Raw genomic sequence first — 13,072 nt, 5'->3', positions numbered from 1 at the left:
AGTCTTGAATAGTTTCATATATATTATGTACTACTTCACTCGGATAGCTATATTGATTTTGTTTTACACTTCTATAATATTATATTTTTCCGAATAACTACTTCCCGCAAAAATAATTTTCAGTACTTTTGTTTTTAACTTGTCTTCCATGATGCTCAAAACAAGAGGACTAGGTCTAAATTCTTTCTGAGGAAACTCAACTCAAATAAATATGGTAAATCATCCGGTTCATCATCCTCTAAACAGTGTCTTGTATCATTCTCATTTTGTAAATCAATTATGACCACACTATATTCATGCAAATTACTTATCATACTATATTCTAGATCAACATATCTCTTATTCACATATTCTTCGTACTCAACAGTTTTAGCCACTCCCAGATCACCAGTTGCAACAATATAATTCTGACTCAACCTTTCTGTTATTTCTTTGTTATTAACTATATATATTTGTGGTTCTTTATACTTTTCCATTTATCTTTCATCTCCAATCATAAGAAAGTATTATTCACATTCGTTTGTCTCTTTATATTTTAATCTAAGCAAATACAACATTGCATAAGCACGATTATACAAGTATTCGATAAACAGTGAATCATTTAACGCCTCTCTCTTTTCTTTTGCCGCATTCAAATAATCATTGTGTCTTACATCAAAATACTCATTAGACAATTTCATTAATTCTTCCAACTCTTTTTTACAACAGCATAAACTTTGCCATCCATATTATCACTCACACTCAAAGCCAATGTTTTATACTGCTCATTTCTACTGTCTCCTTGAGTAGATATAAGATATTGCAGTGCATTAATAATAAAATCTAACGCACTTTTCTTTTCCATCAAATCTTTGCTATTAATCATATCTTCCGAAAACTGTATTTTACGCTCAAACATCCTATAATTAATAATTTTATCAATTCTTATGTTTATTTAATCCGTTTCTGAATATCTTCAACAGATGGCAGCTGCTTTTCCAGATTATCCGGCAAACTACTAGTTATTTTGTATTCGCTTACACCAATCGGCTTTGAAATATCTTTGAGCGAATATTCTGCGACCACATTATTTTTGCTTTTGCACAGAAGCAAACCAATGGACGGATTATCCTGCTCTTTTTTCAAAATGCCGTCCACGGCTGACAGATAAAAGTTTAGCTGACCAGCATATTCCGGCTTGAAATCACCGGTTTTCAATTCGATAACTACATAACAGCGAAGATTCAGGTTATAGAACAACAAATCAATGTAAAAATCATCGCCGCCTACATTCAGGTGATACTGGTTTCCCAGAAATGCAAACCCTGTTCCAAGCTCCAGAAGGAGCTTGGTGACATCCCTAACAAGTGCCTGCTCAATATCCCGTTCGAGCATATCTTCCCGGAAAGGAATAAAATCAAATACATATGGGTCTTTCATTGTCTGCACCGCAAGTTCACTTTGCGGAGACGGTAAGCGGTGATCAAAATTTGTAACTTTATCTGCCAGAACCTGTCTCTGATACAAGTTGCTTTCAATCTGATGAACAAGAACATTTCGAGACCAGCCGTTTTCCGCTGACTTTTTAATATACCATTTACGTTCATCCATATCAGCGACCTTATCCAGAAGAACTATATTGTGACCCCATGGAATTTGTGCAACAACCTGTTGCACAAATTCTCGGTCTGGATAAATCTCTGCGAATTTTGCCATATACTTCAAATTACGAACAGAATATCCTTTGCTTTCTGGAAAAGCAATTCGAATATCTGCTGCAAGGTTATCAATAAACTTGTTTCCCCATGATTTATGTTCATTGATTACGCAACCAATATCATAATAGAGAAGCAGCATATCTGCATTCACATGAACTGCCGCACGATATTGTGCCGCAGTAATTTCACTCTTAATATTTTCGATAATGGAAAGATACTCAGCCGTATTCATTAACATACTCATCGCCTCACTTTCACATAATTCCTATCATTATTTTCTCTATATAAGATGCTCATATACAATTTTTAAATAATTCAGGTAATCACATGAGCACAGATACAACCATATTAGCCATTCAGCAGCACCGACATCAATTCGTTGACCTTCTTGTACACCCTTAGCTTTTTCGCATATATGGAAAGATTTTGCAGATTCTTCTTCTCATCCTTTACATAAGCATTCAATGCCTTGCTAAATATTTCATGATCAAGCCTTGAACGATATTTGAAGCAATCACAAATTGTGCGCTCCCGATCATATACGGAAAGCTTAATCCCTGAAAAATCATCCGTTACTCTCCCCAGTTCATATATTTCTGGTTGAACATAATACGTTTGCAAAGCCAGTGCATCTACTTCCAGTTTTGTCCGGGACATAGATCTCGGTACAGCAATAGACCATTTACGAGGTGCAAAGTCACTATAGCCATAATGAAAAAGAGCCGATTCCACACAAATAATTGCCTTTGGAATCAATGCTGCAATGAGTTGTTCTTCAGAAGATGTATCCGCCTCAGCAAGTTGATAATATCCGTGTCGAATGCGATCAAGGTATCCGGCATTGCACATGTTTACTACATCAGCAGCATGAATTCCTGCCTGAACAAAATCTGCTGCTTTGGCAATGCCATCCTTTTCTATAATAACTTGTTTTGCTATCGTTCTAATATCCACGTGTTCACCAACTTTCGTTTTTAAAATCACTCACATTTGTTTTCTTTCTGTGTATGTATTTATTATAACAGATGTGCTTTAATAAGCAATAATTTTACGCACATTTATTCAAGATTTGTAAGTGAAATTTTGCATTAATTCGCATTAAAATATTTCACATACAAAAAAGTAAGCTTTTTTCAAAAAAGACTGGATGCAATCTCTCGTAGAATAACATCCAGTCTTGCTTATTTTACTCTTTATTACAGAACCAACTCATGAATCACAATCTCTTCTGCCCGGTTGTAACTGTTGTTCATAGCTTGTACCCATGCCATCTGATTCTGTTCTTTCAATTCGTCCGTTACATTCTCCGTTTCCTGCATCTGCTTAATAATAAACTGTAATCAGTTCTCTGCCTGCTCGTTCAAATCGGCAAGGTAAGTCCAGAGCTGGCAGTCCAGAACCAAATCATTGAACATCATTGAATTGTGCTCCTTCAGATACTCTCGGTGCATCCACCCATAATTCCCGATAGGGCATTCCTCATTGGGAAGCTTCCGATCCGGGATGTAGCAATCTCCAACCAATATGTATTCGATATTGTTGATACTCTTAGCTCCCATCTGTGCAGCCTGCTTCAGGAACAGGCGCTTAATTTCTGTATCATCAGCCGCCGCGATGGGATCGATACCTTCATTCCACTCTGTGAGGACACAATCTGCATCTGGGTTCCGCAGTCACACCCGGCGGTTGAGATGGGCATTTATCCGCTTCAGGATCTTGCCAATGAAAATTATATTTCCATTCACCCCAACATGGAAACAGATAATTCCCGGCTTCTGGCGAAGCACCACATCACGCCCCATATCTGCGCCTCGACTTCCGATGTCCCGGCTGCATGGACGATGGTCGCCGCAGGAATGGGCGTTACCCTGATCAACCGCATTTTATCCCGACAATGGGATGGACCGGTTGTGACACTGCCGCTCGACACTTCCCCGTCCTTTGAGATCGGCATCGCCGCCCCCGTACGGGAAATGCAGTCGCCTGCGGCAGCAGAACTGATGAAATTTATGCAGAAAGATCTGATTCATGCCTTCGAGTAATCTATACGAACATCCGCTTTTTATACATTATTCGTCCTTCTTCACCTGCCGCAGCACCTCTTCCGGCACCGAATCCAGCAGATAATTTTTATGTCCGCTATGCGGTCGGTTGGTATGCTCACGTGTCTGATTCTTCACACGGTCTACCTCTTCCTCAAAATCCCGCGCCGAATACAGCCCGCAGCCCTGCCCACGGATGATGATCTGTTCCAGACGGTCGGAGGTCGCTACCATCACCGTATATTTCCGCCCATTTTCATGGGCAAATTTCTCGATGTACTGGTCAGCTGTCTCCGCCTCTTTCGTAAAGACTACATGAATGTTGTGGTAATCCGTCACCTCCGTCCGGTGTCCCTGCACCCGGTAAGCATCGAACACCGCTATCACCTCGATACCGCGGCTTCCCTGATAATCGCATAGAATATCCAGCAGCTTACCACGGGCGCTGTCAATGTTGATCTTTGCCAGCTCATTTAACTCGTCCCAGGAGAAAATAATGTTGTAGCCATCTACCAGCAGATATTCCCGAACCGCTGATTCCATTTTTTCTTTGGAGCTGCCAGTTCTGCTGCCCTGTCTGCCACTTTCCGGCGCTTTCCCTGCATGCTCAAATCCCCCTGCATTTCCAGCCACGGATCCTCCTGATTTTCCCACATTTCCAAATGTCGAAACTCCAGCTGTCCCGGCTTTCGAATCGCTCTTCTGTCTCACCGCTTCCTGTCTCCGCGCCGTCTCTCCATACACGCCCGCGCCGTACTGCTGCACTGGTCGTTTACTGGTTCCGCCCCAGCGGCGTTTTCCGCCGTCTTCCTTTTTATTGGCATGATAGGTGCGCGCCAGAATCGCATCGACCTCATCCGTTCCAATCCACATTTCCTCGACAGAACCTCCGCCCTGTCCGTCGGAGGAACGTGCGCCTGCCTCAATCGCCTCCATCCGCCGCTTTCCATTGGACGCACCCAGGCAGCTTTCCAGATGCATGTAATCTTTGACCTCGTCCCAGTTGACGACAAATCCGGCTCCGTGCGTACAGAAAACAGATCCGCTCGGGTTTGCCAAATCCGCATCCGGATCATACCCAGCTGCCGCAATGATTTCTTCTTCATTGTGGCATGGTCCGTAGCCATCAAGCGTGCAGATCATCTGTCCCAATCCGCCCGTGTACGCCGTCACCTCCGTCTGATATCCATCGAGTGCCGATACCGGGGCACGTCCGGTTAATATTGCCTGCCCGTCCTCCAGCGCCGGTCCCTCAAAGACGGCAAACCGCCGCTCCAGATCGGTCATTGCACGTCCCACCATCTTGTCCGGTATCGTCAGGTGAAAGGCATAAAATGGTTCCAACAGCACCGAATGCGCCTGCATCAGTCCCTGACGGACCGCCCGGTACACGGACTGTCGAAAATCGCCGCCTTCTGTATGTTTCACATGGGCGCGTCCCGATTTCAGTGTAATTTTCATATCCGTGATCGGCGCCCCAATCAGAACACCCCGGTGTACCTTTTCTTCCAGATGCGTCAGCACCAACCGCTGCCAGTTTTTACTTAAAATATCTTCACTGCAATCGGTATCAAATACCAGCCCGCTGCCCGGTTCTCCCGGCTCCAGAAGCAGATGTACCTCCGCATAATGGCGGAGCGGCTCAAAATGCCCGACACCCTCGACCGTATCGGTGATCGTTTCTTTATATACAATGCTGCGCCCGCCAAACCGGACATTTACCCCAAAACGCTCTGCAATCAGGCTTTTCAGAATCTCCATCTGGATCTCGCCCATGATCTGGGCGTGAATCTCTTTCTTTTCTTCCTCCCAGACAATATGAAGCTCCGGCTCTTCTTCCTCTAATTGAAGCAGTTTCGGCAGCATCGCCGCCGCATCCACGTCCTCCGGAAGCTCGACGCGATACGTCAAAACCGGCTCCAACACCGGTTCCGCGCCCATTTCACAGACTCCAAGCCCCTCGCCCGGTTTCGTGTGCAAAAGTCCCGTTGCCGCACAAATCATACCCGCCGGTGCCTCGCTCACCGCCTCATACTTATCGCCTGAATACAGGCGGAGCTGATTTACCTTTTCCTCGCCGATCCGGTCTTTGACATGCAGCACGCCGCCCGTGATCTTCATATAAGTCAGGCGTTCGCCCTGGTTGTCGCGCACAATTTTAAATATTTTCGCCCCAAATTCGTCCGGATACACTGGTTCCAGCGTATATTCTTCCAAACCGCGCATAAATTCTTCCACGCCCATATTTTTGAGCGCCGAACCAAAATAACACGGAAACAGATCCCGGCTGGCAATCCGGCTGCGGATCGCATCTTTAGACACCTGTCCCGTCTCCAGAAATTCCTCCAATTCCGCTTCGCCGCTGACTGCTGCCTCTTCATAGAAACTTTCCGTCCCGTCCGCACCAAAATCAACGAAGTTGCCGCCCAGCGACTCTTTTAGGTCGCGCAGGACCTCCTGTTCCCGTCCCGGCGCCAGATCCATTTTATTGATAAAAAGGAACGCCGGAATCTGGTAGCGCGCCAACAGCCGCCACAGCGTCCTTGTATGTCCCTGCACGCCGTCTGAACCGCTGATGACCAGCACCGCATAGTCCAGCACCTGAAGCACCCGCTCCATTTCCGCTGAAAAATCCACATGTCCCGGCGTGTCCAAGAGCGTCACATCCATATCATCCCATGCAAGCCGCGCCTGCTTGGAAAAAATCGTGATTCCGCGCTTTTTCTCCAATTCATATGTGTCCAGGAACGCATCGCCCTTGTCCACCCGCCCCAGATGGCGGATCATGCCGCCCGCATAGAGCATCGCCTCTGATAATGTTGTCTTCCCCGCATCTACGTGCGCCAGGATTCCCACCGCCAGTCTCTTCATGTATGTTACCCTCATTTCCGTTCTATATAAAAATCACTCTATCTGTTATGATACCATGTATGTCACTGATTGTAAAATACCGCGTGCTAACCAGCTCGCAGCTTCTTCACAATTCCGTTACTGTTCACGCATGTGTGCTCAGTAACACAATTCATACATTCCATTCTCTACTCAGAAAGCTGCTATCCGCAGACACTCCTCTCTTCTATATCACAAAAAAAGTGCCTCTATTTTACTTTTTTTCGTGATTTTTCGGATTGCCAATTTTATGTATTTCTTATAAAATCTACTCTCAGAGTTTTATAATCGTTTTTTAGAAAGGATGGTTTTTCCATGAGCCGCTCTTCGCAACGCTCTACCATAAAAGATATGACAAACGGGAGCCCGGCAAAGCTGATTCTGGGCTTTGCGGTTCCGATGCTGATGGGACTTCTGTTCCAGCAGTTTTACAGCATGGTCGATACGATCATTGTTGGAAAATTTCTCGGTGTCGATGCACTGGCTTCGGTCGGTTCCACCTCCGCCATCAACTTTATGATTAACGGTTTCGTCATCGGCGTCTGCACCGGGTTTTCCATTCCGGTTGCACAGCGGTTCGGCGCACAGGATTACAAGGACATGCGCCGTTTCGTCGCTAATGCCGGATGGATCGCCTCCTGTTTTGCCGTGGTCATGACCGTGATCGTCTGCCTGATGACACGCCAGATTCTCGTCTGGATGCAGACGCCGGACAATATCATTGACGGCGCGTACAGCTACATTTTCTTCGTATTCGCCGGTATTCCGGCAACCTACCTGTACAATACGCTGGCGGGCATCATCCGTGCGCTCGGCGACTCCAAAACGCCGGTCTATTTCCTGATTTTATCCAGCCTTTTAAACATTGCGCTGGATCTGCTTTTCATCGTACAGATCGGAACCGGCACCGCCGGAGCTGCCTATGCAACTGTTATCTCTCAGGCAGTATCCGGTATTCTCTGCCTGATCTATATGAAGAAAAAATTTGAAATCCTGCATATGCACCATGAGGAAACGCGCATCAGCGGCAGACACATTTACATTCTCTGCAAAATGGGTGTGCCGATGGGACTCCAGTATTCGATTACCGCGATCGGCTCGGTTGTCATCCAGACTGCCATCAACTCCTTAGGTTCCATCGCGGTTGCCTCCGTCACCGCAGGTCAGAAGATCGGCATGTTCTTCTGCTGCCCGTTTGACGCGCTGGGCGGCACGATGGCAACCTACGCCGGACAGAACGCCGGTGCCGGAAAGGTAGACCGCATCCGCCAGGGCGTCCGGTCCGCGACTCTCATCGGCGGCATCTACTCCATTGCGGCGTGCATCGTGCTGACCGTGTTTGGCGGCGTGATTCCGCTTCTCTTCGTCGATGCCTCGGAAACAGTTGTAATCCATCAGGCGCACCAGTTCCTGACCTTCAACTCCCTGTTCTACATACCTCTGACAATCGTCAATGTATGGCGTTTCACGATTCAGGGAATGGGCTACAGCCTGTTCGCCATCCTGGCAGGTGTCTGCGAAATGATCGCCCGCGCCATGGTCGGCTTCCTGCTGGTACCGATCTTTGGCTACATCATCATCTGTTTTGCCTCGCCGCTTGCATGGCTGCTCGCCGATGCATTTCTGATTCCGGCATTCTTCTATTGCCAGAAACATTTGCTGTCTGAGAAAGCACGGATGGACTAAAACAAAATAAATAATACAACTCAAAAAAACTCCTCAGAAAGCTTTCATTTTGACCACTTTCTGAGGAAATTTTTGATTACAGATTCTTATTTTGGCTTTCGCCAATTTGATTTTCAAAGATTTTTATTGTTCCGTCTATCCTTACACAAGCACAGTTCTATGCAAATGATTTCATTTTTGTACAGACAGAGTTCACGCATTTTCACTTTTCTCCGGCTCATTCTCACTCCACTTATCCCGCATTTCTATCTCTTCTATTTCCCTCTTCTCATCCCGCACGTCCCTATAAAATGCCGCAAATGCCGCCTCCTCATATGGGCGCAGAAACAGATAGCCAATATTGAGCGGTCCCATCAGCCCTACCAGAAACAGCACGGTCACACCGCTGAGCCTTCCCTGTGTATACAAAAGAACCGCTGGTATTATATATTGAATGCTGCAGATCAGCCGCCAGCCGATAAAGCTAAAGGTCAGGCAGAATAAATTCCATTTTTTCCCATCCATCAGGCGGCGCGACTCGGTGATCGCCTCGTTGGCGGAATATTCTGGATGTTCCATCAGCACATATGGTGTCATCGCATAGCTGTACGTCTTTATGAAACCCGGAACGAAAAACAGGCAGGTCCAGCAAAATATATAAAAGCCGCGCACAAATACCATCGCCACGCCATCTGTGATCCGCGAAAACTGGGAAAATAAATCAGAAAAGGATGCTTCCTTTTTCTCTGCCAGATTCAGATGGAAACGGGCGTATCCCATCTGCCCCGCACCTCCAATAATAACCACCATCAAGCCCCAGATAAGCAAAAGCACCAAGGCAGAAGCATGCTGCGCATCAGAAATACCTGCGTCAGCACATTCTTCACTTCCGGTCGTGCCTGTATCACTTTTTGCAGCTCTGATATTCCATTTGGCGCCGTATCGGCAATCTCCGCACCAATCAGGGACGCTGCTAATCCCGTTCCCATCGCAAGTTTCCAGTTTCCGCGCAGTGTCTCACGCGCCATTTGCCTAAATTCAGATGCACTTCTCATGCTTTTGCCCCCTTTCTTTCTGAAATCATTGTATCATTTTTCCATTTTAACCGTCAATATGCCACTTCAAACCGTAAATAATTTGTAATACGGTCGTAATGATTCTACTGTCGTCAAAGGAAAATTCAGAATGCCGGAATCACTCTCCCAGCATTCTGGGAGCTGATTGAGCTGGCGATCCGCTGGCACTTCTCATCTTCCAAATCTGCCCTGCTTCCCGCAATCTTCAACTGAAATTTTTAGCCTGCATCACAGACAGGTTGTTTTCATTTACCCCTACTTCATATACCCGCGCAGCTTCACATATTCCTTGATCAGCTCCGCCGTCTCGTCCAGTCCGAGGCGGGTCGTATTGATCGGAAGATCGTAGTTCTTCATATTTTTCCAGTCATTTCCGGTAAAATATTTATAATAATTCTTCCGCTCATTCTCAATCTTCCGGATGCGCTTCTTCGCTCTTTCTTCACTGATGCAGTCTACTTCCATAACGCGCTGCACGCGGCGCACACGGTCGGCATAGACAAAGATGCGGACCAGATTTTCGATCTCCTCGTCCTGATCCAGCACATAGCCAGCCGCACGGCCTACAAATACGCACGGTTCCTGTTCTGCCAGCTCCCGCATCACCATCGCCTGGAATTTAAACAGGTTATCCGGCGATGTCACATCGCCTTTCAGGGACGGCTTTCCGAACACATCTGCCTTCTTCGCGCCAGTCAGACGGTGAAGCAGGTTGTTTCCCGCTTTCTCATCCGCTAAACGGAAAAATTCCTCTCCGACCGCACTCTTCTCCGACGCCATCTTTAAGATCTCATCGTCGTAGAAATGAAGCCCCAGCTCCTCTGCCAGCTTGCGTCCCACAATACGTCCTCCGCTTCCGTACTCCCTCTCGATTGTGATAATCAGATTTTTATTTCCCATAAATTCCACCGCCTTTCCAGGTCCCAATTTTTAGATGCGCTCGCTCACGCAGATCGCGCCGTGCGGGCGGATGCTCATGCGGTATACATTGCCCTCTCCGATCGCATTTTCAATATATTCTGTATACTCGTCCACCAGATCGTTCGGAATCATCGCCATGATAACACCGGCAAAGCCGCCGCCATGAACCCGGCACGCGCCGCGTCCTTTTTTCGCGATAAACAATTCCGTCAGCGCCAGTGCAATGCTGATGCCCTGCTCCTGCACGTCTGCAGTCGTGTATACATTCTGAAGCCATTTCCAGGAAGAATTGCCCGAAGCTGTGATTCCCTCCAAAAAGGCAGCAAAATCATTTTCCCGAAGCCTTTACTTCCTGCTCCACTCTCTTATTTTCCTCAAAGAAATGGAACGCACGCATCACGGAACGATCTCCCGCAAATGCACGCACTTTCGCCAGGTTTGCGATCACCTCTTCCTCGAAAATCTCCGCGCAGACCTCTTTGCCAAAGTACTGCGCTACTTTTTTCATCTCGTTTGGAACGGAAGAATAATCTGCGCTCAGATCCGCGTGGCCTTTTCCCGTATTTACAATCATCAGGCTGTGATCCTGCGCGCCGAAATCAAAATCAATCTTCTCCACAACCGGCGCTTCCGGATTTTTAAAATCGATCGTAATCAGACCGCCGACCGCGCATGCCATCTGATCGAGCAGACCCGACGCCTTGTTCCAGAACTTGTTTTCTGCATATTTTCCGATGTGGGCGTAGGTGACAACATCCATCTTTCCCTCGTTAAACATCGTATTTAACATAGAGCAGATCAGCATCTCATAGGAAGCCGAAGAGCTGACGCCCGCCGCGCTGATAACATTGCTGGTAATGTATGCGTCAAATCCGCCGACCTTGTATCCTCTCTCCTCAAAGCCCTTTAAAATGCCCTTTGTCAGGTCGATGGTGCCGCTCATACCCGTGCTCGGTTTCAGATCGCTTAAATGGATGCTGAAATTTTGATGAAATGTCTCACTTAATATGCGGATCGTGTCGGTTCCGTTCGGTGCCGCCGCGCCGACACAGTCCAGGTTGATGCTGCCCGCCAGCACCTTGCCATGATTGTGATCGGTGTGGTTGCCGCTGATCTCCGTCCGTCCCGGGGAAGTAAACAGCTTGATATCACGTTCCCCATATGTTTTCTCAAAGCGCTCTGCCACGTAGCGGTAACGCGCCCGGTTCTCCTCCGCTTTCTCTGCCCCGTATAATTCTGCCATCAGTACTTTCGTTTTCTCAGATTCCAGCTGTTTCAGTGTTTCTTTGACTGACATATCCCTTCTCCTTTTCCCCAAATTGTTTGTTATTGTTCACGCATACGTGCCCAGTAACGGAATTTGCCGTGGCTTCGCATTTTAATACGGCAAATTCCTGCTGCCACCACATTTTCTTACGGCACTTTCGGTTCCAAAAGTGCCTACCCGGGAACATTAACAATTGTTCCCTTTATATGATTATGATTTCAGATATTTTGATTCAATCTGACTTCTTGTATGTATTATATCATAACTCACGAACCCGCGCTATCGCGCTCTACCGCCCTGCTTCGCATGGCTGTTCGTTCGTTAATGGCGCAAGAAAAGAATATGTCTGCTTCGCAGCCGCATTCTTTTCTTCTGCGCTCATTATATCATTTTCCTCAAAATGCCTCAATACGATATTCTTTCGTGTATTTACAAAATGCTGTGGTTCTGGTAAGCTTTCATTTATATAGTAAAACACAGGAGTCCGTATGAAGCAAACCACTCAAACATACCTATCATTACCCGAAACATTCCATCCTGCATCCACCACCTCCGGCAAACAGCCGGATTCCTCCATGCCCCGCTGCTACTCCGACGGTCGTCCCTACTATTCGTTAAACGCATGGCTGAAAGACCAATTTGGGCAGAAAATCTACAAGCTGGCGCTCGACGGCGGCATGACCTGTCCCAACCGGGACGGTACGCTGGGAACGGGCGGCTGTATCTTCTGCAGCCACGGCGGTTCCGGCGATTTTGCAGAGCCGGCTCACACTTCCGTGACCGAACAGATCGAAGCGGCAAAGGCGCATGTCGCAAATAAAATAAAGGGTGGAAAATATGTCGCATATTTCCAGTCCTACACAAATACCTATGCGCCTGTCTCCTATCTGGAGCCGCTTTTTTCCGAAGCAATCGCCCACCCGGACGTGGCTGCCCTGTCCATCGGAACCCGCCCGGACTGCCTGCCGCCGGATGTCCTGGAGCTTCTCGCCCGCTTAAACCGCCGAAAACCGGTCTGGGTGGAACTGGGACTTCAGACCATCCATGAGGAAAGTGCTGCGCGCATCCAGCGCGGTTATTCCCTCCCAGTCTTTGAAAATGCCGTCCGTGAACTGAAATCCGCCGGTCTGACCGTCATCGTCCATGTCATTCTGGGGCTGCCTGATGAAACGAAAGCTCAGATGCTCGATACCGTCCGCTATCTGGCCGATTTCCAGCCTGCTATCGACGGCATCAAACTTCAGCTTCTCCACATTTTACGCGGCACGAAGCTGGCAGAGCTCTACGAACAGGCACCTTTTCCGGTCTTTTCAATGGACGAATACATTGAGCTGCTGATCGAATGTATCCGCCTGCTGCCGCCCGATATGGTCATCCACCGGATCAGTGGCGATGGACCGAAAAAATTGCTGGTCGCACCGGAATGGAGTGGAAATAAGCGGGCGTTTTTGAATACGTTTTCCAAGGCACTGCGGGAAAGCGGGTGTTTTCAGGGGCAGGATTTCACGAATTGAT

At 47.3% G+C, this 13,072-nt stretch carries 13 protein-coding genes and 1 pseudogene; 3 read left to right on the top strand and 11 right to left on the bottom strand.

The window, feature by feature from the left end:
- Nucleotides 1–155: 155 nt before the first annotated feature.
- The 5 genes and pseudogenes from DWX76_RS10245 to DWX76_RS10225 form a co-directional block, all read right to left on the bottom strand.
- Nucleotides 156–476 (bottom strand): hypothetical protein, encoded by a 321-nt coding sequence (locus tag DWX76_RS10245; RefSeq protein WP_118570604.1) that lies wholly within the window; start codon nt 474–476, stop codon nt 156–158.
- A 203-nt stretch (nt 477–679) separates the two neighbouring features.
- Nucleotides 680–865, bottom strand: a complete 186-nt coding sequence (locus DWX76_RS14505; protein ID WP_243022533.1) for a hypothetical protein — start codon at nt 863–865, stop codon at nt 680–682.
- Nucleotides 866–930: 65 nt separating this feature from the next.
- Nucleotides 931–1,935: a PDDEXK nuclease domain-containing protein gene (locus tag DWX76_RS10235; RefSeq protein ID WP_022358522.1), complete on the bottom strand. Its 1,005-nt coding sequence runs from the start codon at nt 1,933–1,935 to the stop codon at nt 931–933.
- A 110-nt stretch (nt 1,936–2,045) separates the two neighbouring features.
- On the bottom strand, nt 2,046–2,681 hold the full coding sequence (locus tag DWX76_RS10230) for a type IV toxin-antitoxin system AbiEi family antitoxin domain-containing protein (RefSeq protein WP_243022532.1): 636 nt from the start codon (nt 2,679–2,681) through the stop codon (nt 2,046–2,048).
- 212 nt (nt 2,682–2,893) lie between these two features.
- Nucleotides 2,894–3,256: pseudogene (locus tag DWX76_RS10225) on the bottom strand (TnpV protein).
- On the opposite strand from DWX76_RS10225, the gene DWX76_RS10220 reads away from it, so the two are divergent.
- Nucleotides 3,143–3,739, top strand: coding sequence for a LysR family transcriptional regulator substrate-binding protein (locus DWX76_RS10220; protein WP_118570605.1), 597 nt, complete (start codon nt 3,143–3,145; stop codon nt 3,737–3,739). The pseudogene DWX76_RS10225 and the gene DWX76_RS10220 overlap by 114 nt on opposite strands.
- A 27-nt stretch (nt 3,740–3,766) precedes the next feature.
- On the opposite strand, the gene DWX76_RS10215 is transcribed toward DWX76_RS10220, so the two are convergent.
- On the bottom strand, nt 3,767–6,610 hold the full coding sequence (locus DWX76_RS10215; protein ID WP_118570603.1) for a translation factor GTPase family protein: 2,844 nt from the start codon (nt 6,608–6,610) through the stop codon (nt 3,767–3,769).
- 333 nt (nt 6,611–6,943) lie between these two features.
- On the opposite strand from DWX76_RS10215, the gene DWX76_RS10210 reads away from it, so the two are divergent.
- Nucleotides 6,944–8,314 carry an MATE family efflux transporter gene (locus DWX76_RS10210; protein ID WP_118570602.1) on the top strand — a complete coding sequence of 457 codons (1,371 nt, stop codon included), beginning with the start codon at nt 6,944–6,946 and terminating at the stop codon, nt 8,312–8,314.
- Nucleotides 8,315–8,506: 192 nt separating this feature from the next.
- Here the strand turns inward: DWX76_RS10210 and DWX76_RS10205 are convergent, their stop codons facing one another.
- From DWX76_RS10205 to DWX76_RS10190, 5 genes are all read right to left on the bottom strand, one after another.
- Nucleotides 8,507–9,073, bottom strand: a complete 567-nt coding sequence (locus tag DWX76_RS10205; protein ID WP_182429130.1) for a DUF975 family protein — start codon at nt 9,071–9,073, stop codon at nt 8,507–8,509.
- 29 nt (nt 9,074–9,102) lie between these two features.
- Nucleotides 9,103–9,348: a hypothetical protein gene (locus tag DWX76_RS10200; RefSeq protein WP_147353559.1), complete on the bottom strand. Its 246-nt coding sequence runs from the start codon at nt 9,346–9,348 to the stop codon at nt 9,103–9,105.
- Between the two features lie 276 nt (nt 9,349–9,624).
- Nucleotides 9,625–10,269, bottom strand: coding sequence for an AAA family ATPase (locus DWX76_RS10195; protein WP_118473028.1), 645 nt, complete (start codon nt 10,267–10,269; stop codon nt 9,625–9,627).
- Nucleotides 10,270–10,299: 30 nt separating this feature from the next.
- Nucleotides 10,300–10,605, bottom strand: coding sequence for a hypothetical protein (locus DWX76_RS15145; protein ID WP_412694047.1), 306 nt, complete (start codon nt 10,603–10,605; stop codon nt 10,300–10,302).
- Between the two features lie 13 nt (nt 10,606–10,618).
- The gene (locus DWX76_RS10190; RefSeq protein WP_412694046.1) at nt 10,619–11,587 is read right to left on the bottom strand and encodes a galactokinase family protein; all 969 of its coding nucleotides are present in this window, start codon (nt 11,585–11,587) and stop codon (nt 10,619–10,621) included.
- Between the two features lie 545 nt (nt 11,588–12,132).
- Between DWX76_RS10190 and DWX76_RS10185 the strand changes: the two genes are divergently transcribed.
- Nucleotides 12,133–13,071 (top strand): TIGR01212 family radical SAM protein, encoded by a 939-nt coding sequence (locus DWX76_RS10185; RefSeq protein ID WP_118492487.1) that lies wholly within the window; start codon nt 12,133–12,135, stop codon nt 13,069–13,071.
- Nucleotide 13,072: the final 1 nt, after the last annotated feature.

The sequence above is a fragment of the Clostridium sp. AF21-20LB genome (assembly GCF_003478795.1).
Classification (GTDB): domain Bacteria; phylum Bacillota; class Clostridia; order Lachnospirales; family Lachnospiraceae; genus Otoolea; species Otoolea fessa.
The sequence above is the reverse complement of the archived record's forward strand: the minus strand, read 5'-3'. Positions and strand labels throughout refer to the sequence as shown.

Bases quoted from the DNA above. Each gene is read 5' to 3' on its own strand.
- DWX76_RS10245 (WP_118570604.1), bottom strand. From the start codon at position 476: ATGGAAAAGTATAAAGAACCACAAATATATATAGTTAATAACAAAGAA.
- DWX76_RS14505 (WP_243022533.1), bottom strand. From the start codon at position 865: ATGATTAATAGCAAAGATTTGATGGAAAAGAAAAGTGCGTTAGATTTT.
- DWX76_RS10235 (WP_022358522.1), bottom strand. From the start codon at position 1,935: ATGTTAATGAATACGGCTGAGTATCTTTCCATTATCGAAAATATTAAG.
- DWX76_RS10215 (WP_118570603.1), bottom strand. From the start codon at position 6,610: ATGAAGAGACTGGCGGTGGGAATCCTGGCGCACGTAGATGCGGGGAAG.
- DWX76_RS10210 (WP_118570602.1), top strand. From the start codon at position 6,944: ATGAGCCGCTCTTCGCAACGCTCTACCATAAAAGATATGACAAACGGG.
- DWX76_RS10205 (WP_182429130.1), bottom strand. From the start codon at position 9,073: ATGGGATACGCCCGTTTCCATCTGAATCTGGCAGAGAAAAAGGAAGCA.
- DWX76_RS10200 (WP_147353559.1), bottom strand. From the start codon at position 9,348: ATGAGAAGTGCATCTGAATTTAGGCAAATGGCGCGTGAGACACTGCGC.
- DWX76_RS10195 (WP_118473028.1), bottom strand. From the start codon at position 10,269: ATGGGAAATAAAAATCTGATTATCACAATCGAGAGGGAGTACGGAAGC.
- DWX76_RS10190 (WP_412694046.1), bottom strand. From the start codon at position 11,587: ATGTCAGTCAAAGAAACACTGAAACAGCTGGAATCTGAGAAAACGAAA.
- DWX76_RS10185 (WP_118492487.1), top strand. From the start codon at position 12,133: ATGCCCCGCTGCTACTCCGACGGTCGTCCCTACTATTCGTTAAACGCA.